The sequence below is a fragment of the Streptomyces sp. NPDC048637 genome, assembly GCF_040650675.1.
Lineage (GTDB): Bacteria > Actinomycetota > Actinomycetes > Streptomycetales > Streptomycetaceae > Streptomyces.
Genome location: NZ_JBEZHQ010000005.1, coordinates 163,865 through 186,221 on the forward strand (window position 1 = coordinate 163,865; position 22,357 = coordinate 186,221).

The window sequence follows — 22,357 nt, forward strand, 5'->3', positions numbered from 1 at the left end:
TGACCTATGTGGCCTCGGTGACCTCTACGGCCTCGGCGGCCTCGCCCCAGCCCCTCAGGCCACCGACCCGATCCGCCCCAGTGACCGGCCCGTGTCGTGGTGGATAGGGGTGTGCGCACCGGTCAGCGGGACGCCGGTGCCGCCGCGGCGGTTGGCGACGATCTCGGCGGCGATGGACAGTGCGGTCTCCTCGGGGGTGCGCGCGCCCAGGTCGAGTCCGATGGGCGAGCGCAGCCGGTTCAGTTCGAGCTCGGTCAGTCCGACGTCCCGCAGCCGCTGCTGGCGGTCCAGGTGCGTGCGGCGCGAGCCCATCGCGCCGACGTAGGCGACCGGGAGCCTGAGCGCCCGCTCCAGCAGCGGTACATCGAACTTGGCGTCGTGGGTCAGGACGCACAGCACCGTGCGGGAGTCGAGCTGCTGGGAGTCCAGGTAGCGGTGCGGCCAGTCGACGACGATCTCGTCGGCGTCCGGGAAGCGGGTCCTGGTGGCGAAGACGGGGCGGGCGTCGCAGACCGTGACGTGGTAGTTGAGGAACTTGCCGACCCTGACCAGCGCGGCGGCGAAGTCGATGGCACCGAAGACGATCATGCGGGGCGCGGGGACGGCGGATTCGACGAGGAGGACCACGGGTTGGCCGCATCGCGACCCGCTCCGCTGTGCCTCGTCGTCGCTCTCCGCGCCCTCCCCGGGTGCGAAGCCGGTGCCGATCTCCAGGCTGGTGGTGCGCCCGGCGTCCAGCAGGGCGCGGGTCTCCTCGATCGCGGTGCGGTCGAGGGCCGGGTGGCCGCCGAGGGTGCCGGTGTGGCTGCCGTCGGCGCGCACCAGCAGGGCACGGCCGAGGAGTCCGGCGGGCCCCTGGACGACCCGGGCGACCGCCGCCGCCTCTCCGGACGCGGCGGCGGCCAGCCCGGCGGCGAGCGTGGCGGCGGTGCGGTCCACCCGCGCTCCCGCGAAGCCGCCGTCGCCGGCGGTCGCGGGGGCGCTCGTCCGGATCGGCTGGACGAGGATGTCGATGATGCCGCCGCAGGTCAGGCCCACGGCGAAGGCGTCCTCGTCGCTGTAGCCGAAGCGCTCCAGGACCGGTTCACCGGTCTGCAGCGCCTGTTGGCACAGTTCGTACACCGCTCCCTCCACACATCCGCCGGAGACCGACCCGATCGCCGTGCCGTCACTGTCGACGGCCAGCGCGGCCCCGGGCTGGCGGGGCGCGCTGCCGTTGGTGGCCACCACGGTGGCCACCGCGAACTCGCGGCCCTGCTCGACCCACCGGTGCAGCTCTTCGGCGATGTCCAGCATGTCGGTCTCCTCACGGACGGGGGGAAGCAGACGGGCGGTTACTTGACGCCCAGCCACTGCTCGATCGGATGGAGCGAGAAGTAGACGGCGAAGACGGCGGTCAGCACCCACATGAAGCCGCCGACCTCGCGCCACTTGCCCTGCGCCGCCTTGATGGCGGCGTAGGCGATGACACCGGCGCCGACGCCCGCGGTGATGCTGTAGGTGAACGGCATCAGGGCCACGGTCAGGAAGACCGGGATGGACACCGAGCGGTCGCGCCAGTCCACATGGCCGGCGGCGCTCATCATCATCGAGCCGATGACGACAAGGGCGGCCGAGGCCACCTGGGCCGGGACGAGCTGGGTGAGCGGGGTGAAGAACAGGCAGGCCGCGAAGAACAGGCCGGTGATGACGGACGAGAGGCCGGTTCGCGCGCCCTCGCCGACGCCGCTCGCCGACTCGATGAACACGGTCTGACCGGACGAGCCGGTGATACCGCCGATGGCACCGCCCGCGCCGTCCACGAACAGCGCCTTGGACAGGCCCGGCATCCGGCCCTTGTCGTCGGCCAGCTTGGCCTCGGTACCGACGCCGATGATGGTGGCCATGGCGTCGAAGAAACCGGCCAGCACCAGGGTGAAGACGATCATGCCGACGCTGAGCGCGCCGATGGAGCCCCAGCCGCCGAACTCGACATGACCGAAGAGGCCGAAGTCGGGCATCGCGACCGCGCCACCGTCCAGCTCCGGGGGCGTGCCGCCCCAGTCCTTGGCCGTCAGCCCGCCGATCCTGGTGGCGGCGATGGACACGACGCTGCCGACGACGATGCCGATGAGGATGGCGCCGGGCACCTTGCGGGCCTGCAGCATGAAGATCAAGAGCAGCGTGACACAGAAGAACAGGACCGGCCAGCCGGACAGCTGCCCGTTGAGGCCGAGGGTGACCGGGCCGCCCTCACCCTTGCCCACGAAACCGGCCTTCACCAGCCCCAGCAGCGCGACGAACATCCCGATGCCCATGGTGATCGCGTGCTTGAGCGCGAGCGGGATGGCGTTCATGATCATCTCGCGCAGGCCGGTGACCACCAGCAGACAGATGACCACGCCGTACACCACACACATCCCCATGGCCTGCGGCCAGGTCATGTTCGGGACGACCTGGGCGGTCAGCGCGGCGGAGACGTTCAGGCCGGCCGCGAGCGCCAGCGGCACCTTGCCGATGAAGCCCATCAGCAGCGTCGAGACCGCCGCGGCGAGTGCCGTCGCGGTGACCACGCCCGCCCGCGCGAGAGTGTGCTTCTCCACGTCCGGTGTCGAGAGGATCAGCGGGTTGAGCAGCAGGATGTAGCACATCGCCATGAAGGTGGTGATGCCGCCGCGCACCTCTTGCGCGACCGTCGATCCTCTGTCGGATATGTGGAAGTACCGGTCGAGCCAGGAGCGGCCGGCGGGCTGACGCGAGCCGGCGCCCGCGTCTTCCGCCGTCGTCCTCGGCTCGGTGGACTGCTGGGTCATGGTGCCTTACTCCCAAGGTTCACAGGGGCACTCGCACCGGGTGCGAGATTTGGGATGAAACTCCGGCTGCACGACCCGGGGAACGGCCCGAGACGAACTGGGGGTACTGGCTCCGGCGGACCGGAGCAGCGACTGCGTACGGCGGGTTTTCGGTCTCCGGGCGGTACGCGGAGGAGGACGGACAGGGACACCCCTGACACGCACCGCCCGGAGGCCGGTGTCCGGGGTCGCCCCCGGACGGCTCTCTATGTGCCGGTGAGGTGTTCGGGCCGCACCGGCGTCTTGTTGAGCTCCAGCCCGGTCGCGTTCCGGATCGCCGCGAGGACGGCCGGGGTCGACGACAGGGTGGGGGCCTCACCGATACCGCGCAGCCCGTACGGGGCGTGCTCGTCGGCGAGTTCGAGCACATCGACCGGGATGGTCGGCGTGTCGAGAATCGTGGGGATGAGGTAGTCCGTGAAGGAGGGGTTGCGCACCTTCGCGGTCTTGGGGTCGACGATGATCTCCTCCATGACCGCCACGCCCAGGCCCTGGGTGGTACCCCCCTGGATCTGGCCGACGACGGACAGCGGGTTGAGCGCCTTGCCGACGTCCTGGGCGCAGGCCAGCTCGATGACCTTGACCAGGCCGAGCTCGGTGTCCACCTCGACGACCGCGCGGTGGGCGGCGAAGGAGTACTGGACATGGCCGTTGCCCTGGCCGGTGACCAGGTCGAAGGCCTCGGTCGGCCGGTGCCGCCACTCGGCCTCGATCTCGACAGCCTCGCCCTCCAGGACGTCCACCAGGTCGGCGAGGACCTCGCCGCCGTCGGTGACGATCTTGCCGCCCTCCAGAAGGAGTTCGGCGGTGGCCCACGCCGGGTGGTACGTGCCCATCTTGCGGCGGCCGATCTCCAGGACCTTCTCGCGGACCAGCTCACAGGAGTGCTTGACGGCGCCGCCGGTGACGTACGTCTGACGGGAGGCCGACGTCGAACCGGCGCTGCCCACCTGGGTGTCGGCGGGGTGGATCGTCACCTGGGTGACACCGAGCTCGGTGCGGGCGATCTGCGCGTGGACGGTGACACCGCCCTGGCCGACCTCCGCCATCGCCGTGTGCACCGTGGCGACCGGCTCGGCGTTGATGACCTCCATGCGCACCTTGGCGGTGGAGTAGTCGTCGAAGCCCTCGGAGAAGCCGACGTTCTTGATGCCGACGGCGTAGCCGACACCGCGGACGACACCCTCGCCATGGGTGGTGTTCGACAGGCCGCCGGGCAGCTGACGGACGTCGGCGCCCTCGCTGGACTCCCACTGGCGCTCCGGCGGCAGCGGGCGGGACTTGACGCGGCGCAGGATCTCGGCGACCGGGGCCGGCGAGTCGACCGGCTGCCCGGTCGGCATGAGCGTGCCCTGCTCCATGGCGTTGAGCTGGCGCAGCTCGACCGGGTCCATGCCCAGCTTGGCCGCCAGCTTGTCCATCTGTGCCTCGTACGCGAAGCACGCCTGGACCGCGCCGAAGCCGCGCATGGCGCCGCAGGGCGGGTTGTTCGTGTAGAGCGCGACGGCCTCGATGTCGACGTCGTCGATCACGTACGGACCCACCGCCAGCGAGGCGGCGTTGCCGACCACGGCCGGGGACGCGGAGGCATAGGCACCGCCGTCCAGCACGATCCGGCACTTCATGTGCGTGATCTTGCCGTCCCTGGTGGCGCCGTGCTCGTACCAGAGCTTCGCCGGGTGCCGGTGGACGTGGCCGAAGAAGGACTCGAAGCGGTTGTAGACGATCTTGACCGGCTTGTTGGTGCGCAGTGCCAGCAGGCAGGCGTGGATCTGCATCGACAGGTCCTCGCGGCCGCCGAAGGCGCCGCCGACGCCGGAGAGCGTCATCCGGACCTTCTCCTCGGGCAGACCGAGGACCGGGGCGATCTGGCGGAGGTCGGAGTGCAGCCACTGGGTGGCGATGTAGAGGTCCACCCCGCCGTCCTCGGCGGGCACCGCGAGGCCGGACTCCGGGCCGAGGAAGGCCTGGTCCTGCATGCCGAAGACGTACTCGCCGGAGACGATGACATCGGCCTTCGTGGCGGCCGCGCCGGCATCGCCGCGGACGATCGGCTGCCGGTGGACGATGTTGGGGTGTGCGACGTGCCCGGCGTGGTGGTCGTCGCGGCCCTCGTGGAGCAGCGGCGCGCCGTCGGCGGTCGCGGAGGCCTCGTCGGTGACGACGGGCAGCTCCTGGTACTCGATCTTGATCTTGGCGGCCGCGCGCCGCGCCGTCTCCGGGTGGTCGGCGGCGACCAGGGCCACCGGCTCGCCGTGGTGGCGGACCTTGCCGTGCGCGAGAACCGGGGTGTCCTGGATCTCCAGGCCGTAGTTCTTGATCGAGGTGGGCAGGTCGTCGTAGGTCAGCACGGCGTAGACGCCGGACTGGGCGAGCGCCTCGGAGGTGTCGATGGAGACGATCTCGGCGTGCGCGACGGTGGAGCGGAGCGTGAAGCCCCACAGCATGTCCTCGTGCCACATGTCCGAGGAGTACGCGAACTCGCCGGTGACCTTCAGCGTGCCGTCGGGGCGCAGGGTGGACTCGCCGATACCGCCCTTGGTCTGCGAACCCTGGGTGATCTTGGTGGGGGTGCCGGTGGTTCCCATGGTCAGACCACCTCTTCCTGACCCTGACGGGCGGCCGCGAGCCGTACCGCGTCCAGGATCTTCTCGTAGCCGGTGCAGCGGCAGAGGTTGCCGGAGAGCGCCTCGCGGATGTCCGCGTCGGTCGGCTGCGGGTTGTGCTCCAGCATCTCGTCGGCGGCGACCAGCAGGCCGGGCGTGCAGAAACCGCACTGGACGGCGCCCGCGTCGATGAACGCCTGCTGGATCGGGGAGAGTTCACCGCCCTCACCGGTCTGCGAGTCGGTGCCCTTGGCCTGCCACTGCTGCGCGGCCTGGAGGGAGGTGCCACAGGCGCCGGACGGACAGCCCGCGCCGGGGTGGGCGTCCTCGCGGTGCTTGGCGTAATCGGCGAGGCCCTCGACCGTGACGACCTCGCGGCCCTCGACCTGGCCCGCGGCGACCAGACAGGAGCACACCGGCACACCGTCCAGCCGGACCGTGCAGGAACCGCACTCGCCCTGCTCACAGGCGTTCTTGGAGCCCGGCAGGCCCATCCGCTCCCGGAGGACGTACAGCAGGCTCTCGCCTTCCCAGACGTCGTCGGCCTCCTGGCGGCGGCCGTTGACGGTGAATGTCACGCGCACTGTGCGCTCCTCTCGTTTCCGCGGTAGGACTCCCAGGTCCAGCCGAGGGTGCGGCGCGCCATGATGCCGACCGCGTGCCGGCGGTACTTCGCGCTGCCGCGCACATCGTCGATCGGGTTGCAGGCGCCGGAGGCGAGCTGCGCGAACTGCTTGGCGACGGACGGCGGGATGGGGTTGCCGGACTCCCAGAAGCCGCCCTCGTCCAGCGCCGCGGCGAGGAACTCCTCGGCCGCGCGGGCCCGTACGGGGGTGGGCGCGGCGGAGCCGATGCCGGTACGCACCGTGCGGGTCCCGGGGTGCAGCGCGATGCCGAAGGCGCACACCGCGATCACCATGGCGTTACGGGTGCCGACCTTGGAGAACTGCTGCGGTCCGTCAGCCTTCGGCAGATGCACCGACCGGATCAGCTCGTCGGGCTCCATGGCGTTGCGCTTGACGCCCACGTAGAAGTCGTCGACCGGGATCATCCGGCGGCCGCGCACGGACTCGACCTCGACCTCGCCGCCCGAGGCGAGCAGCGCGGGGTGCGCGTCGCCGGCCGGGGAGGCGGTGCCGAGGTTGCCGCCGACACCACCGCGGTTGCGGATCTGCGGGGAGGCGACCGTGTGCGAGGCCAGGGCCAGGCCCGGGAGTTCGGCCCGCAGCTGCTCCATGATCTGGGTGTAGGGAACGGAGGCTCCCAGGCGCACGGTCTTCTCGCCGACCTCCCACTCGCTCAGGTCACCGATGCGGTTCAGGTCGAGCAGGTACTCGGGGCGCCGGTGGTCGAAGTTGATCTCGACCATCACATCCGTGCCGCCCGCGATGGGCACAGCGGTAGGGTGCTCGGCCTTAGCGGCGAGCGCCTCCTCCCAGCTGGCGGGGCGAAGGAAGTCCATGGTTGGCCTCTTCTACGAAATCGGTCGTTCGTTACTCATGGTGAGGACGCTGGGCTCACCTCGCCATGGAGCCGTTCATGTCTCGTTAACGGTTGAGGCTTAGTGAACGCGCCCCGGCCCCGCCCGGTGCAGTCACCGAAACCATGAAGCGGTTGGCTGGCCAAGCCACCTGTCTTGTAGATTCGAACGAAAGACGAGGCTCTGAAACCTCGCGGCATTCCACCGGCAACACCAGACAGCAAAGAACGGCGGGCGAGGTCATGCGGCTCCGCGCACTCCTGGACACCCCATCCCTGGGCCTTCGGCTGCTCGGGGGCGAGGACGAGCTGGACCGCACCGTACGCGGCGTGATGACCACCGACCTGCGCGACCCCAGCCGCTACCTCTCCGGCGGCGAACTGGTGCTGACGGGCCTGGCCTGGCGCCGCGCACCCGAGGACTCCGAGCGGTTCGTCCGCATCCTGGCCACCGCCGGGGTCGCCGGGCTCGCCGCGGGCGAGGCGGAACTGGGCTCGGTCCCGGACGACCTGGTGGCGGCCTGTGTCCAGCACCGGCTGCCGCTGTTCTCGGTCGTCGAGGACGTCTCGTTCGCCTCCATCACCGAGCACGTCGTCCGCCAGGTTTCCAGCGAACGGGCCGGTGACCTCGCGGCCGTGGTGGACCGTCACCGGCGGCTGATGACCTCGGGCCCCACCGGCGGCGGTCCGGAGGTGGTCCTGGACCTGCTCGGCTCCGACCTGGATCTGCGGGCCTGGGTGCTCTCCCCCACCGGTCGGCAGATCGCCGGTTCGACGCTGGCCGGCGCCGGGCCCGAGCTGTCCGCCGGGACGGCCGCCCGGCTCGCGGGCGAGCATCTGGCAGCCGCCCGCAGCGGCCGCCGCGGCCCGCACCGCGTCACGGTCGAGGGCGCGCAGCCCCGCGAGGAGGGGCGGCGGCCGGGCGACGGGGCGGGGGGCGCCACATTCTCGCTGTTCCCGATCCGCCACGACGGCCGTGACCTGCGCCAGACGCTGCTCAGCGACTGGCTGCTGGCCGTCGAGGCGGACGCCGGCGACTGGCCCGAGGAGCGCCTCGACCTGCTGCACGGCGTCACCCAGCTGATCGCCGTGGAACGCGACCGGCGCGATGCGGCCCGTACGGTCCGCCGCCGGCTCGCCCAGGAGGTGCTGGAGCTCGTCCAGACCGGCGCACCGCCCGCCGAGATCGCGGCCCGGCTGCGGGTGGCGGCCCCGGTGCTGCTGCCCGGCCTGGGCACCGCGCCGCACTGGCAGATCGTGGTGGCCAGGGTCGAGTGGGAGGACGGCGATGTTCCCGGCGGCCCGGTGGCCCAGAGCCTGCTGGAGGAGATGCTGGTCGACCCGGGCACCTTCGGTCCGGAGCCCTCCGACCGGATCGCCGTGGCCCACACCGGCGACGAGGCGGTGGCGCTGGTGCCGCTGCCCGTCCCGGACGAGCCCGGGGACGCCTCGACGGCCGGTCTGCACGCCAGTGAGCTGCTCGCCGTCGTCCAGGAACCGCTCGGCCGCGGGCTGGCGGACGACGGGCGGCTGACGGTCGGCGTGAGCGCCTCGGTGCACTCGGCGGAAGGGCTGCGCGGCGCGCTGGAGGAGGCCCGGCACGCCCGCCGGGTCGCCGCCGCCCGTCCGGGCCGGGTCTGCGCCGCCGGCCACGAGGAGCTGGCCTCGCATGTGCTGCTGCTGCCGTTCGTGCCGGACGACGTCCGCCGGGCCTTCACCGCCCGCCTCCTGGACCCGCTGCGTGACTACGACCGCCGGCACCGCGCCGAGCTCATCCCCACGCTGGAGGCGTTCCTGGACTGCGACGGCTCCTGGACCCGCTGCGCCGGCCGCCTCCACCTGCACGTCAACACGCTCCGCTACCGGGTGGGCCGGATCGAGCAGCTCACCGGCCGTGACCTGTCCCGCCTGGAGGACAAGCTCGACTTCTTCCTCGCGCTGCGGATGAGCTGACGGCGCAGCCGGTGAGCTGACGGCGGCCGGGCGCCGCGGGTCCTGTCCCCGGACGTCGGGGGCGCGCGCCCGCGGGTTCCGCCGGCGGATTCGACCCGGCCGGCCCGGACTGCGCCGTTCGGGGTCATCCGATCGGGCGGCATCCCGTTCACGGCGTCCGGGCGCCGGCCGGGCGCGGCACGCCACGGCGCATCCGATCAGCGCCGCGCCCCCCATCAGGACCGCGCTCCGAGCGATTGTGAAAACATTCACCCATCCCCTTGGCCCCGCGACGGAATCCGTGCTGAGATTCGCCCACGGTCTCCAACATCCAGCTCAATGGCGCGCTCGGGGAGGGCAATGTGGCGGATACCGCCATGTCAGGATCCGCGGATCCCGTGGATCCGGTCAGTTCTGCGGATCCGGTACCGATCGCGGTACCGGGACCCGCATCCGCACCGGAGGTACCGGCGAACGGCACGGTCGAGGGGGACAGTCCCCTCGACCGTGCCGTTTGGCGACTGCGCTCCCGCGGCTGCTGGGACGACGCGGCCGCGCTGCTGGAACCACACTCCGTCCATCACGCCCCGTCCGCGCTGCGTCGCGCTGCGCTCCTGGTCGAGCGCTGCATGTTCACGGCCACCGGCTGGGCGGGGGCGGAGGACGCGCTGCGCACCGCCGAGGCGCTGGCGCATGACGACGACGAGCGGGGCGGCGCGGCCTGCGAACGGGGCCATCTCGCCTACGCCGCCACGGTCCTGGGCGTCCGCGACCGGGCCGACGAGGCGCGTTCGGCGCTCGGCCGGGCCGCCGCGCTGCTGGCACCCGCCGCGCCCGGCCGCCCGCTGCTGGACTTCCGCCGCGGGCTGATGGCCGAGCATGTCGCCGACAGCCCGGATGCAGCGCGCGCCGCCTACCGCCGCGCGCACGCCGGCGCCACCGCGCACTGCGACAGCCTGCTGCTGTCCTTCACCTGGCGCCATCTGGCCGGGCTGGCGCTGCGCGACGGCGAACTGGCGGAGGCCAGGCACGGATTCGCCGAATCGCTGCGGATCCGTGAGGAGCTGGGCTTCCTCATCGGCACGGCACCGGCCCTCGCCGCGCTGGCCGACGCCGCCCCGGACACCGACGCGCCCCGGCTGCGCGCCGAGGCCGCCCGGCTGTTCCGCCTCATGGGCGGTGTACCCACCTGGCTCGCCGACCACCTGTCGGCCGCCGTCACGGCTACGTAGATACCGCTGGCATACTACGGCCAATCACTCGCCGGCTGCGAGTGGTTGGCCGTCGCCCGTTCGTCACCGCCCTTACCTCTTCGCCCCTCCCCGTCAACCCCCCGTCGTCAGCCATGCCCACTCGCGCTGCGATTGGCCGGATCTGGACGGTCCCCGCGGTGGATCGGCCGGGGCGCGACGGTTGCGGTACCCCGCTGCGGTCGACGAGCCGGGTGAACCATGAGGTGGGACCATGGGCGGAAGCCGGGGGCAGTGGTGTCCCATCACGCCCCACTGGCCCCGAGAATGGCCGCAAGTCGCACTGTGAGGCGGCGGCAGGGACTTGGATGCTGGTCCGGGACCGGCTGAGGTCCCCACCCACTGGCACAGCCTTTACAGGAGGCCATAGATGACAGCAGGAGTGACGAACACGACCACTGGAACCGACTGGGGCAAGGCAGATTTCGAGGCGATTTACAACTGCCCGGATCCCCGTCGGTACTTCACCACACTGCAGCCCCTGGACTACCAGATTCCGCACCACGGCCAAGCGGTCTTCCGCGCCGTGGCCGAGACCCTCCAACGGCACCGGAGCGACCGCCCGCCACTGAACGTCGTCGACCTCTGCTGCTCGTACGGGGTCAACGCCGCACTGCTCAACCACCGGCTGTCGCTCTCCGACCTCTACGGCCGCTACGCCGCGCCCGGTCCGGGAATGCCGACCACCCGCCAACTCATCGAAGAGGACCGCACGTTCTTCGCCACCCGGCGCAGCGCCGAACCCTTCCGGATCACCGGTATCGACTCGGCGGACCACGCGGTCGCCTATGCGCGAGAGGTCGGTCTGCTCGACCACGGATTCGCGGAGAACCTGGAGCTCGACGAGCCGAGCGCGGAGTTGCGGCGGGTCCTGGCCGACACCGATCTGATCACCGTCACCGGCGGCGTCGGCTACATCACCGCGCGTACCTTCGCCCACCTCTTCGACAATGTGTCCTCCCCGCCCTGGGTCGCCGCGTTCGTGCTGCGTACGGTGTCCTACCAACCCGTCTCCGCACTGCTGGCCCGGGCCGGCCTGGTGACGGAGAAGCTCACCACCCGTACGTTCCGGCAGCGCCGGTTCGCCGACGGCGGCGAACGGCGGGCGACGTTCGATGCGCTGGCCGGCCACGGTCTGTCCACCGCAGGCAAGGAAGCCGACGGCTTCTACCACGCCGAGCTCTATCTCTCCCGGCCCGCCGCCGATGTCGCGGCGCTGCCGCTGGAGGAGCTACTGCCGGACTGAGCCGCACGACAGGGACCAGGGAGCCCAGGGCCTGTCCCGCGACCCCGGCAATGATCCGCCGGACAGGCCCTCGGGGAGACACCCTCCAGTGCGTATGCCGCGCCTAGTGCGGATGCCGCGCCACCGAAACATGCTCGCGCGCGATCCGCTCGACGACCGCGTACTCCTGGGCCACCAGGGCGTCGAGCAGCGCCGTGTGCTCGGAGGCGTCGGCCAGCAGATCGGCCGTACGCAGCCGGGAGCCGCCGGCCGGCCACTGGGCGCGGCGCAGCAGATCGCCAGCGACCTCGGTGAGCCGGCGGTTGCCGGTGAGCGCCATCAGGGCGACGTGGAAGGCGTGGTCGGCCTCGGCGTAGCCGACCCGGTCCCCGCGGGCGGCGGCCGCCACGCCCGCCGCGGCGAGCGGGCGCAGCTCCTCCCAGCGCTCCGGGGCCAGCGCCCGCGCCAGCCGGATGATCGCGGGCACCTCCAGCATCCGGCGGACCTCGGCCAGCTCGGCGAGGTCGCGGGAGCTGCACTCGGCGACCCGGAAGCCGCGGTTGGGCACGACCTCGACGGCGCCTTCGCCCGCGAGTTGCTGCATGGCCTCCCGGACCGGGGTCGCGGAGACGCCGTAGCGCTCGGCGAGCGCGGGGGCGGAGTAGACCTCGCCGGGGGTCAGCTCCCCGCCGACCAGCGCATGGCGCAGCGCGGCCAGCACCTGGCCGCGGACGGAGTGCCGCCGGGGCGCGGCAGGACCGGGCTGCGCGGGCACCCATGCCCGCGCCACCGGCTCCTGTTCCACTGTGCCCTGTTCCATGACGGATCCTCCTGACGTATCCCAGCACCATAGGCGGCGCGGGCCACAGTACAAATCCGTGCGCCGGTCCCGGAACCTCGCCGGGCTTCCAGGACTGACGCCCAACGAGCGCGGGTAAAGTCTTCGGGTAAGGTAAGCCTTACCTGTTAACGATCGCGATTCGGTGGTCTCCCCATGACTTCTGCTCTCGCCGCCCCGGCCGCGACCCACCCCGTCACCGAGGCCTACGCCCGGCTCTCCGCGGCATTTCCCGGTCTGCAGGTGACCACCTGGCACGCGGCGCCACCCAGCGGCGACGGCTGGGTGTGCGCCGCCGGGCTCGCGGCCGGCGGCGAGGCCCTCGATGCCTTTCTCGCCTGGGACGACGCACAGATCATCCGGGATTACGGCCAGACCGCCCGGCCGGACGTGGTCGCGAGCTTTGCCCTGCACCGCTACGCCTGGCCCGCCTGCCTGCTGATCACCGTCCCCTGGTTCCTGCACCGCCGGGTCCCGCAGCTGCCCGTACAGGACGTCTCGTTCCAGCGCGAGCTGGGCCGGATGGCCGTGCGCATCAGCTCGTTCGCCTGCCTCCCGGACGATCCGGCGGCGACACTGCCCGGCGCCCGGGTCGTCCCGGACGAGAAGGCGCTGCGCGCGGAGGTCCGGGCGGCGGTGGCCGCGCATCTCGGCCCGGTCCTGGACGGCTTCCGCACCCGGATGCGGCGCGGGCCGCGAGCACTGTGGGGAATGGCGTCCGACGAAATCGTCGAGGGCCTCTGGTATGTGGCACAGCTACTGGGCGAGGAGCCGCGTGCGAGGGCCGCACTGGAGCGCCTGCTGCCGGGCGCCACCACGCCCTACGTGGGGAGCGCGGGCTTCCGCGACCTGACCGGCCCCCGCGGCGAGCCACTGCCGACCCGGGACCGCGCCAGCTGCTGCATGTTCTACACCCTGCGCCCCGAGGACACCTGCGTCACCTGCCCCCGCACCCGCGACGAGGACCGCGTCAAACGCCTCAGCGCAACCGCGTGACGCCCGCGCAGGTGCCGACGCCATCCGTTGGGGCCCTCACACCTTGCACCGTTCGCGCGCATCCACGTTACGCAGACCTGCGACCCGCAGACGGCCCGACGTTGCGCCGGGCCCGGTGACGGTCAGGCCTGGTAAGGGGAAGCTGATGCCGTCACCGACGGTGACCAGCAGGACGGTGGCGGTCCTGACCTCGATGCCGGGCATCGAGGTCAGGACCCTGGTCGCCGGTTGCCGGCCGCAAGGTTCTTGCCGGCGGACCGGCCGCTACTGCGGGGAGAGACGTACTGCGTAGCCAGAGTTGGCGGTCATTACTGGCTTCAGGACAGTCGACGAGTCGACGACCTGCACCTTCGTCACCACTCCCATGTCGGGGTTACTCGGGTCCTGCTCGAAGATCGCTGCCCGGTATTTCACACCTGCCGGCAGGATGTTCGCCAAGGAGATGTTCGCGGTTCGGCTGACAGCGGAGAGACTCCCGATCCACCATTCGTTTCCGGACTTCCTGGAGACGGTGGCGTACTCCTCATTTTTCGCTTCCAGGAACTTGGTGTAGTCCCATGTTGTGGGGAGGTTGTCCCACAGTTCGGGTGTCGTGTTGTTGATCTTTGCAGGTGTGTCATACCAGTACAAGAACTGAAGCGGGCTGTAGAAGGCGACCGCTCCGGCGTAACGGAACGACTTCGAGGTGTGGCGAGCCAACGAGTGGGTCCAAGTGTGGTCCGCAGCGCCGTTCACTCCTCGGGTAAAGAGGGTTCGAATGTCGCCCGCTGCATCGGGGTTCTCCTCGTCACCGCGGACACCCTCCATGGTGAGGAGGTTCGGGTAGGTTCGCTCAACCCCTGTCGACAGCATCTCGTCGTGGATATCGACTACCAGCTTGTGGCTGGCTGCCATCTTCACCCAGTCGTAAACCATTCCGGTGGTTGCCTGAGACCCGACCGGGACGAACCCGAACTTGACTCCGTCAATATTCCATTCGGAGAATTGCTGGAAGAGGCTGTCGAGCTTACCTTGCTGGTAGTAGCTGACGAGCCCACGATAATTGACGTACAAGATGACCTTCTTGCCCTTGGAATGAGCGTAGTCACCAATCGCCTTCGGGTCGAAATTGGGAATCGGAATTATCGGGTTGTTTTTGGCCGGGTCGTTCTCGCTGCCGTACCAGCCTGCATCGATCCCCAGGTAGTCAATATTGCGGGCCACCATGGTGTCGATCACGTTCTTGCAGTCCGCCGTGTTCAGGCTCATCGGCCGCAGTACGGTGCCGGGTTTAATCCATGACGTGTCGGCATAATTCGGGTTCGCTACCGTGTCCGGAGCCGGGCTGAGTGTCTTGATCAGGTGGCTCCGCTCGACGACCATACCCTCGTTGTCCCCAAGGACGAAGGTCCGCCACGGTGAGGAAAAGTCCTTGGCGGAACGGTCAACACTTACCGGGTTTTCCTTCAGCCAGGACTGGAGCGTTCCCGATTCAGTTGTTCCCGGCGTAGCGCCGACCGGCTTCAACATCATCCGAGCGTAGTCGTTCTGATTCGCCTCAGTGAGCCCCACCGCGTACCCGTTACCAACGACCGTCATTGGCCGAGCGTAGATCGCTGACGGATCGTTCAGTTGGTCTACGGACTTCTTGACGACCGCCGCCTGCTGACTCTCGTTCGGCGACACGTAGGCGGTTGCTGTGCGGTCGAGGTTGAACTCACTGCTTTCCTTGCCGATCTTGAACGTGGGCACTGTCGCACTCTTCGGGAAGACATACTTGAACGCGACACCCTCGTCATAGGCACGGAACACAATGTCAAATCGAAAACCGTTTGGAGCTTGCAGCTTCACTGTGAGCTCCCGGTAGTTATCCGACATGGTGGATCGCGACCCGAAATTATCTTGCCACGAGCCACTATGATCACGGAAACCCACATTCGGGTCCCCCACGACCTTAAGGCCGCGAGTGTAATCCATCCGGTCGGCGATGACATCAGGGGTCGTGACGGTGACGAGCCCCAGCCGCGAATTCTCAATTACCTTCTTGCCCTTGTAGTCCACTTCGTATCTGGGTTCGCCGTCCGAGCCAAGCCAGAAGCGCACCTTTTGGTTTCCGTGGTCCAATCTGAGCGGGTCTGCCTGCGTTCCCGCCGCCGCGGCAGCAGGGACCGCGCCCAGTAGCAGCGAGCCGGCAGCCAGCAGGGCGGAAATAAGAGCGGCGACCAAGCGACGGGACAATTTATGGCCGCTTCCGGAGATCGGCGGTGGCGGCGACGGACTAAATAGCATGCGCACTCCATCATTGATCGGTACGAGCGATTCCAAGAGCCTGTCCATCTGATAAATTATGAATTTAAGATGTTACGATTTGCCTGTCAAGGCCTTGTACACGGGTTCTTTCGCGCACGGCGGCGGCGCAACGGCTCCTTGCCCTTCCGGCCGAGCCGGCGATGCCAACCTGGCCCTTGGCCCGCTGAGTTCGGAGGACAATCGAAATTGATCATTCGGTGTGTCAACTACCGGACGTGGAAGCGCTTTTCACCCGAGCCCGTGCCCCCCAAGGCACACGAAGGCGGCGCAGCGAGACCCGTCATGGCGGAACGCACTCACCAACACCGAAGGCATCGTTGCCGACCACTTCACCCAGGGGCCTGGTGAGTCGGTGGCAGCGGACGAGGGCTCGCGGGCGGTGGAATCCACCGCTCGGTGCTGTCCGACTCCGAATGTCAGGCAGAGATGTCACAGCCACCGCTGTCGGCGCACCCCGTGCCGACGGCACACAGCCGGCGCTGTCCGGTGCCGCAGCCGGTCGGGGTCTTCCATGCTGTCCGCCCCGGCACACCTCCCCGATGCCGGCTCGACGCGGCATCTTCCGCTCCCCCAGGTCACGGGAAGATGCCATCCGCTGGGCGCTCAGCATTTCGGCGTCGTGGAACCGCAAGGAAGCGCCGTCATACCAGGTCAGCGGGTACCTGACTCATCCATGTACGGCCAGCGTCAGGCATGAGCGGTGGATCGGGGGTCCATGGAGCGCCATTTTATTTTCATAAAAAAGGGATTCATGGATTAGGATGCTCAGAGCGTAGCCGACTGAAGGAGCCTTCCATGCCCGCAAGCTCCCTGGGGTGGCAATCCGGTGCCCGCTTTGCCGGCCGGGTGGCGGTAGTGACCGGTGGTGGCGCCGGGATTGGCGCAGCGACCGCGGCGCGCCTTGCCGACGAAGGGGCCGCCGTGGTCGTCGCCGATGTCGCCGATGCCGGCAGCATGACCTGCTCGCGCATCACGCAGGCCGGTGGGACAGCTGTCTTCGTCCAGGCCGACGCAGCCGAGGAAGACGCCTGGTCGTTGGTGATGGACGCGGCGCACGAGTTCGGCCCGGTCTCGGTCCTCGTCTCCAACGCGGCCAGGGTCGAAGTGTCCCCCGCCCATGAAACCTCGCGTGAGTCCTGGGAGCGTCAGCTCAACGTCGGCCTCACCGGCACGTTCCTGGGAGTGCGTGCGACGCTCTCGGACCTGAGAGCTCAGCGGGGCTCGATCGTGGCGATGTCTTCGGTGCACGCACTGTTCGGCCTTCCCGGTCATCCCGCGTACGCGGCGGCCAAAGGCGGCCTGACTGCCCTGTGCCGCCAACTCGCCGTCGAGTACGGGCCCGAGGTGCGGGTCAACACGGTCCTGCCGGGTCCCATATTCACCGCCTCCTGGGACCAGATATCGGAGGCCGACCGGTTGCGCAGCGTCGAGCAGACCGTGGCGCGCCGATTTGGAGCTCCGGAGGAGGTAGCGTCCGCCGTCGCATTCCTCGCATCCGGCGAGGCATCGTTCATCACCGGTGCAAGCTTGCTCGTCGACGGCGGGTGGAGCGTCGTCAAGGCATCTGCCTGAGACGGGGATCCGCAGAACATGAAAGTGGGAAAGAAGAGCATGGCATACGCAATTCGCGGGGTTCACGGCCAGGCGGTGGACACGCTCGCACGCCGGATCCTGAGCGGCGAACTCGGTGAAGGCTCAACCCTTGATATGCCTGCGCTCCAGGCCGAGTTGGACATCAGTCTCACGGTGTTGCGGGAGGCACTGAAGGTTCTGGCGGCCAAGGGGATGATCGACGCCCGCCCCAAACGCGGCACCTTCGTCCGGCCCCGCTCCTTCTGGAACCTGCTGGACGCAGACCTCCTGCGTTGGCAACTCTCCGGCCACCGAGTGGACCAGGGACTGCTGGCGGACCTCACCGAAGTGCGCTCCATCATCGAACCCGCGAGTGCCCGACTGGCCGCTGCACGCTGGAACGACCAAGACCTTGCCGCCCTCGACGCAGCCCTGAGCGCGATGGCGGCGGCAGGCGGTGACCCCGCTGCTGAAATCGAGGCCGACCTAGCGTTCCACCGGGCACTTTTCAGCGCAACCCATAACGAACTGCTCCAGCGCATGGAGATCGTCCTTGAGGCGGGGCTGGCCGAACGTGACCAGCTAGTTCACAGCGATCACCCGCACAGTGATCCAGAGCCGAGCCACCGGGCCGTCGCCGACGCGATCCGGGCTCGCGACGCCGATGCCGCCGAGCAGGCCATGCGCGACCTGATCGTCGAAGCCGAGCGCGATCTGGACGCGGTACGTCGTCACAACTCCGAGGGAGACATATGAAGATCACCCGTCTCGAGACGTTTCTGGTGCCTCCCCGTTGGCTGTTCTGCCGTATCGAGACCGACGAGGGAATCGTCGGCTGGGGCGAACCGGTCGTCGAGGGCCGCGCCGAGGTTGTGCGCTACGCCGTGGACACCCTCGCCGAGTACCTGATCGGTGAGGACCCCCTGCGGATAGAGGACCACTGGCAGGTGCTCACCAAAGGCGGCTTCTACCGGGGCGGGCCCATCCTCTCCAGTGCTGTTGCCGGGATCGACCAGGCCCTTTGGGACATCGCCGGCAAGACCTACGGAGCCCCCGTCCACGCCCTGCTCGGCGGACCGGTGCGCGACCGGGTCCGCGTCTACAGCTGGGTCGGCGGCGACGAACCCGCACAGATCGCCGACGCGGTCGCCGCCCAGGTAGAGGCCGGTTTCACCGCAGTGAAGATGAACGCCAGCGGGCGCATGCTGCCCATAGCCGGCCCTGCCGACACCGACCACATCCTGGACCGAGTCGCGAGAGCCCGTGAAGTCCTGGGCCCCGACCGCGATGTCGCAGTCGACTTTCACGGCCGCCTGACACCCGCCAACGCCCGACGCATTCTGCTTCGGCTGGATGGCCTGCACCCCCTGTTCGTCGAGGAACCGCTGCTCCCCGACCAAAGTCACCTGTTCGACGGGCTCGTCGCCGCCAGCCCGGTCCCGCTGGCCACCGGTGAACGCCTCTACAGCCGCGCCGAATTCCTGACTCCGCTGCAGGCCGGGGTGGCGGTGGTTCAACCCGATCTATCCCATGCAGGCGGTATCTCCGAAGTACGCCGTATCGCCTCACTCGCCGACACCTTCGGCGCTCACCTGGCCCCGCATTGCCCGCTCGGCCCGATCGCGCTCGCGGCAAGTCTCCAAGTCGCCTTCGCGACCCCGAACTTCCTCATCCAAGAGCAGAGCCTGGGAATTCACTACAACACCGAGGCCGATTTCCTGTCCTACGTCATGGACCCCGAGCCATTCCGGTTCCATCACGGCCATGCCATCCGCACCGGCGCCCCCGGACTGGGCGTCACCATCGACGAGGCCGCCGTCCGCGCCATTGGTACCCGCGGCCACACCTGGCGCAACCCTGTCTGGCGCCACCACGATCACTCCTTCGCCGAGTGGTGACGTCGGCGTGAGCACACCGACCCGGCTGCAGTGCGCAACCGATTCCCGCTACGGCGGCCGGTGGACCTCCCTACGCGGCGGCGGCCGTGAATGGCTCTGGTCCCGCCCAGAACCGCAACGCCTCGCCGCACGCCCCGGCACCGCATTCGCCGACGCCGGCGGACTCGAGGAGTTGGACACGCTCCGGATGCGCCTGGAAGCCGAGGGTCAGCCGACCTCCGTCGCTCTGTGGAGGAACATGGTCGGCTTCCCACCCTCGGCGCCATACCGGAGCCTCGGCATCGAGCCAATGCTCGGCACGGTTTTCGACCTCGCCGAAGCCGATGACACCGAGAGCGCGATCGTGCCCCCTGCGGGAGTCCTCCGCTGGCATCTGACCGTCACTGCCGAACAAGACCGCACACAGACAAAGGGGACCTGACCGTGGACCTGAGAACCCTCCTGCGAATCGGCCGAGTCATGGCGATCGTGCGCGGTCGCGATGCTGATGCCGCCCTTCGCACCGTGCTGGCCCTGGTGGCGGAGGGCATCGAACTCGTCGAGGTTTCCCTCACCAGCCACCGTGCCTTCGACGTCCTCGCCCAGGCCCGCGTGGAGCTGGGAACCGGCGCGGCTCTGGGCGCCGGAACGGTCGTCACCGCCGACGACACCCGCCGTGCTGTGGAGGCAGGCGCCTCCTTCATCGTCACGCCAGGTCTGGGCGCAGGCCTCGATGAAGCCCAGCGCCTCGACCTGCCCGTCCTGGCCGGAGCCCTGACACCCACCGAGGTTGCGGCGGCCGCCGGCCGCGGTGCCACAGCAGTCAAGCTGTTCCCGGCGTCCCTGGGAGGCACCGACTACCTCAGGGCTCTGCAAAGTCCGTTCCCACAGGTGCCGCTCGTCCCCGTGGGTGGGGTGGACGCCAACAGTGCACGGGACTTCCTTGAGGCCGGCGCCCTCGCGGTGGGCGTCGGCGCACCGCTGGTCGGCGACGCCGCCGATGGCGGGGACCTAGGTGAGCTACGGGCACGTGCCCGGGCGCTCTTGGCTTCGGTGCAGTCGTGACCACCGGACAGATCACCGTCTGCGCCCCCGACCGCCTGCACCTGGGCGAGGGCGGCCGCTGGGTGGACAGCCGACTCGTGGCTGTGGACATCATTTCCGGTCGGCTCCTGGAACTGGGTCCCGACAGCGCCGTCCCGCTGCGCGTACTGGCCGCCCTCGACACCCCTCTCGGCGCAGTCGCGCCTGTCGCGGGCGCACCTGCAACCTGGATCGCAGCCGCGGGCACCGGGATCGCCCTGCTCGGACCATCCGACCACCGGCACTGGCTCGGCCGGCCGGCCGGCTGCGCCTCCCGGATGCGTATGAACGACGGAGCCGCCGACCCGACCGGCAGTTTCTGGGCCACATCGATGGCCCACGACGCAGCACCTGGCGCGGGTGCGGTGTACCGGGTCGACCCCGCAGGAAACATCACCCAGGCCCTGGACGGCATTACCATCCCCAACGGCCCCGCCTTCAGCCTCGACGGAACGACCATGTACCTCGCCGACAGCGCGAGTGGAACGGTCACGCGGTTTCCGGTCGACCCCACCACGGGCCAGCTGGGCTCCCCCTCGCCGTTCCTGGGATTCGGAGCCGGACAGGGCAGCCCGGACGGGATGACCATCGACTGCGAGGGAAACCTGTGGGTCGCCCTGTGGGGCGCCGGAGCCGTCCACCGCTACCGGCCCGACGGGACACTGGACCGAATCGTCGAGGTCCCGGCCCGCCAGCCGACCAGTGTCTGCCTCGGAGCGCCGCACGGCCGACGGCTGTACATCACGACCGCTTCCTACTCCCTCGATCCGGCCGGTCCCCTCGACGGCGCCGTGCTCGCCCTCGACGTCGACATTCCCGGCCCGCCCGCAGCGATGTTCCGCCCTCGCCTTGGCGCCGCCGCAGGCTATCCCTTTCGGGAGGACCACACATGACGCCGCCTGCCACGAAGCCCCGGCTGCAGCACCCCACCGCCGTCGCGTGTCTGGGCGAGACGATGGCGAGCCTCGCACCCGCTGCAGGCGCATCGTTGCAAGCCGCCGGCCAGCTTCGCCTCGACATCGCAGGTGCCGAATCCAATGTGGCGATGTACCTGGCCGACCACGGCGTTGCGGCACGCTGGGTGTCCGCAGTCGGCGATGACCCCTTGGGCCGCCTCATACGACGCCGTGTCGCCCAGGCCGGAGTGGACGTGAGCGGCGTACATACGGACCCGAACCGTCCGACCGGCGTGATGTTCAAAGACCCGGGCCCGAACGCCACCCGCGTTCACTACTACCGACGCGGCTCGGCAGCGGCAGCCATGACTCCCACCGTGCTCGACCAACCCTGCGTGACCACCGCAAGTCTCCTGCACCTCAGTGGCATCACCCCAGCACTGTCAGACACCTGCAGAGATCTCGTCCGCACTGCCACCGGGCTGTGCCACGGTCCCCGGCACCGTCCAGCGGTGAGCTTCGATGTCAACTTCCGGCCGGCCCTGTGGCGCAACCACCCGGGCACGTTTCTGCGCAGACTCGCCAATCAGGCGGACATTGTGTTCGTCGGGCTTGACGAGGCCGCCAGCCTGTGGGGCCGTTGCCCGACGGCCGACACCGTAAGAGCCCTGCTGCCCCGCCCACGCATTCTCGTGGTGAAGGACGGGGCCGTCGGTGCAACCGCCTACTGCGGTGGTGAATCCGCTTTTGTGCCTGCCCTCGCCATCGATGTTGTCGAAGTGGTCGGTGCCGGAGACGCGTTCGCCGCCGGCTTTCTCGCCGGTGTGCTGGAAGCCGACGACCTCGTACGAGCACTCCGGCTCGGGCACCTCACCGCCGCAGCTGCGCTGCGAAGTTCTGCCGACCACGGCCCGCTGCCCCAGGTGGACCTGGTCGCACAGCTCCTCACCGCCGACACCGCCGCCTGGGCCTCGGCTCGCATCCCCGAGATGTGACCACCGCCGAGCTCCCATGGAGTGCAGCGACACCGCCGGGGTGCGGCCGTCGCCCGGGGGCGCAACCGCGCGGCTCCGCAGAGCGGTCGTCAGGTGAACCCCAGCCCGGCGGCGGGCTTCGCCGTGCCCGCAATTGCTTCGGCCGCAAAGGGCTTTCGCCTGCACATTTGGCCGAAATCACGAACACGTATACATCAATCCCTTTTTTATGAAGATATCTTGACGCTGCGGTTGCCGGATGGAAGGGTTCAACCAGCTCCAGCCTGCTGCCGGCAGGACGGCGAAAGCGCCTTGGCTTGGGATACGTCCAGGGCGATCCGCGTCCGTTCCCTGGCGGCCCACGCGTCAGTTTCTTCGATCGGGCCACTAGGCCCCGTCCCAGCAGTCTTCGTGTTCGCCCTCTGCGCCCCCTCAGCCGCACGCCGACGACAGCACTCACTCATCCGCCACCTGGCAGCGCCCTCAGCACACAAGACGGACCGCAGCCC

General features: G+C 69.5%; 19 protein-coding genes. 11 read left to right on the forward strand and 8 right to left on the reverse strand.

Going from position 1 to position 22,357, the window contains the following annotated elements:
• Nucleotides 1-54: 54 nt before the first annotated feature.
• From AB0C46_RS10020 to AB0C46_RS10040, 5 genes are all read right to left on the reverse strand, one after another.
• Nucleotides 55-1,296 carry an XdhC/CoxI family protein gene (locus tag AB0C46_RS10020; RefSeq protein ID WP_362827195.1) on the reverse strand — a complete coding sequence of 414 codons (1,242 nt, stop codon included), beginning with the start codon at nucleotides 1,294-1,296 and terminating at the stop codon, nucleotides 55-57.
• A gap of 38 nt (nucleotides 1,297-1,334) precedes the next feature.
• Nucleotides 1,335-2,792 (reverse strand): NCS2 family permease, encoded by a 1,458-nt coding sequence (locus AB0C46_RS10025; protein WP_362827196.1) that lies wholly within the window; start codon nucleotides 2,790-2,792, stop codon nucleotides 1,335-1,337.
• 245 nt (nucleotides 2,793-3,037) lie between these two features.
• Nucleotides 3,038-5,419, reverse strand: coding sequence for a molybdopterin cofactor-binding domain-containing protein (locus AB0C46_RS10030; RefSeq protein WP_362827198.1), 2,382 nt, complete (start codon nucleotides 5,417-5,419; stop codon nucleotides 3,038-3,040).
• A 2-nt stretch (nucleotides 5,420-5,421) separates the two neighbouring features.
• A complete protein-coding gene (locus AB0C46_RS10035; protein ID WP_018089056.1) occupies nucleotides 5,422-6,021 on the reverse strand; it encodes a (2Fe-2S)-binding protein in 600 nt (199 codons plus the stop codon).
• Nucleotides 6,012-6,899: an FAD binding domain-containing protein gene (locus AB0C46_RS10040; RefSeq protein WP_362827199.1), complete on the reverse strand. Its 888-nt coding sequence runs from the start codon at nucleotides 6,897-6,899 to the stop codon at nucleotides 6,012-6,014. The genes AB0C46_RS10035 and AB0C46_RS10040 overlap by 10 nt, the downstream gene beginning before the upstream one ends.
• 260 nt (nucleotides 6,900-7,159) lie before the next feature.
• Between AB0C46_RS10040 and AB0C46_RS10045 the strand changes: the two genes are divergently transcribed.
• The 3 genes from AB0C46_RS10045 to AB0C46_RS10055 all read left to right on the forward strand — a co-directional run bounded on the left by AB0C46_RS10045 (nucleotide 7,160) and on the right by AB0C46_RS10055 (nucleotide 11,344).
• Complete coding sequence (locus AB0C46_RS10045; protein WP_362827201.1) at nucleotides 7,160-8,869, forward strand: PucR family transcriptional regulator ligand-binding domain-containing protein; 1,710 nt, start codon at nucleotides 7,160-7,162, stop codon at nucleotides 8,867-8,869.
• A gap of 356 nt (nucleotides 8,870-9,225) precedes the next feature.
• Nucleotides 9,226-10,080, forward strand: coding sequence for a hypothetical protein (locus AB0C46_RS10050; RefSeq protein ID WP_362827202.1), 855 nt, complete (start codon nucleotides 9,226-9,228; stop codon nucleotides 10,078-10,080).
• 400 nt (nucleotides 10,081-10,480) lie between these two features.
• Complete coding sequence (locus AB0C46_RS10055) at nucleotides 10,481-11,344, forward strand: hypothetical protein (protein WP_362827443.1); 864 nt, start codon at nucleotides 10,481-10,483, stop codon at nucleotides 11,342-11,344.
• A gap of 103 nt (nucleotides 11,345-11,447) precedes the next feature.
• Here the strand turns inward: AB0C46_RS10055 and AB0C46_RS10060 are convergent, their stop codons facing one another.
• Nucleotides 11,448-12,143, reverse strand: coding sequence for a GntR family transcriptional regulator (locus tag AB0C46_RS10060; protein ID WP_362827204.1), 696 nt, complete (start codon nucleotides 12,141-12,143; stop codon nucleotides 11,448-11,450).
• Nucleotides 12,144-12,317: 174 nt separating this feature from the next.
• Here AB0C46_RS10060 and AB0C46_RS10065 point away from each other — a divergent pair, with 174 nt between their 5' ends.
• On the forward strand, nucleotides 12,318-13,157 hold the full coding sequence (locus AB0C46_RS10065) for a (2Fe-2S)-binding protein (protein WP_362827205.1): 840 nt from the start codon (nucleotides 12,318-12,320) through the stop codon (nucleotides 13,155-13,157).
• Between the two features lie 36 nt (nucleotides 13,158-13,193).
• Here the strand turns inward: AB0C46_RS10065 and AB0C46_RS10070 are convergent, their stop codons facing one another.
• Together AB0C46_RS10070 and AB0C46_RS10075 are read right to left on the reverse strand one after the other, a co-directional pair.
• Nucleotides 13,194-13,361 carry a hypothetical protein gene (locus AB0C46_RS10070; protein ID WP_362827206.1) on the reverse strand — a complete coding sequence of 56 codons (168 nt, stop codon included), beginning with the start codon at nucleotides 13,359-13,361 and terminating at the stop codon, nucleotides 13,194-13,196.
• Between the two features lie 60 nt (nucleotides 13,362-13,421).
• The gene (locus tag AB0C46_RS10075; protein ID WP_362827208.1) at nucleotides 13,422-15,473 is read right to left on the reverse strand and encodes a glycoside hydrolase family 97 N-terminal domain-containing protein; all 2,052 of its coding nucleotides are present in this window, start codon (nucleotides 15,471-15,473) and stop codon (nucleotides 13,422-13,424) included.
• A gap of 768 nt (nucleotides 15,474-16,241) precedes the next feature.
• Between AB0C46_RS10075 and AB0C46_RS10080 the strand changes: the two genes are divergently transcribed.
• The 7 genes from AB0C46_RS10080 to AB0C46_RS10110 are packed head-to-tail and all read left to right on the forward strand — an operon-like array spanning nucleotide 16,242 to nucleotide 21,869.
• Nucleotides 16,242-17,018 (forward strand): SDR family oxidoreductase, encoded by a 777-nt coding sequence (locus AB0C46_RS10080; protein WP_362827209.1) that lies wholly within the window; start codon nucleotides 16,242-16,244, stop codon nucleotides 17,016-17,018.
• A gap of 18 nt (nucleotides 17,019-17,036) precedes the next feature.
• Nucleotides 17,037-17,774, forward strand: coding sequence for an FCD domain-containing protein (locus AB0C46_RS10085; protein WP_362827210.1), 738 nt, complete (start codon nucleotides 17,037-17,039; stop codon nucleotides 17,772-17,774).
• On the forward strand, nucleotides 17,771-18,916 hold the full coding sequence (dgoD, locus tag AB0C46_RS10090) for a galactonate dehydratase (protein ID WP_362827212.1): 1,146 nt from the start codon (nucleotides 17,771-17,773) through the stop codon (nucleotides 18,914-18,916). The genes AB0C46_RS10085 and dgoD overlap by 4 nt, the downstream gene beginning before the upstream one ends.
• Before the next feature lie 7 nt (nucleotides 18,917-18,923).
• Nucleotides 18,924-19,337, forward strand: a complete 414-nt coding sequence (locus AB0C46_RS10095) for a hypothetical protein (RefSeq protein ID WP_362827214.1) — start codon at nucleotides 18,924-18,926, stop codon at nucleotides 19,335-19,337.
• A 2-nt stretch (nucleotides 19,338-19,339) separates the two neighbouring features.
• Nucleotides 19,340-19,960, forward strand: a complete 621-nt coding sequence (locus tag AB0C46_RS10100; protein ID WP_362827216.1) for a bifunctional 4-hydroxy-2-oxoglutarate aldolase/2-dehydro-3-deoxy-phosphogluconate aldolase — start codon at nucleotides 19,340-19,342, stop codon at nucleotides 19,958-19,960.
• Complete coding sequence (locus AB0C46_RS10105; RefSeq protein ID WP_362827218.1) at nucleotides 19,957-20,871, forward strand: SMP-30/gluconolactonase/LRE family protein; 915 nt, start codon at nucleotides 19,957-19,959, stop codon at nucleotides 20,869-20,871. Before AB0C46_RS10100 ends, AB0C46_RS10105 begins: the two co-directional genes overlap by 4 nt.
• A complete protein-coding gene (locus tag AB0C46_RS10110) occupies nucleotides 20,868-21,869 on the forward strand; it encodes a sugar kinase (RefSeq protein WP_362827219.1) in 1,002 nt (333 codons plus the stop codon). The genes AB0C46_RS10105 and AB0C46_RS10110 overlap by 4 nt, the downstream gene beginning before the upstream one ends.
• The last annotated feature ends 488 nt before the right edge of the window (nucleotides 21,870-22,357 follow it).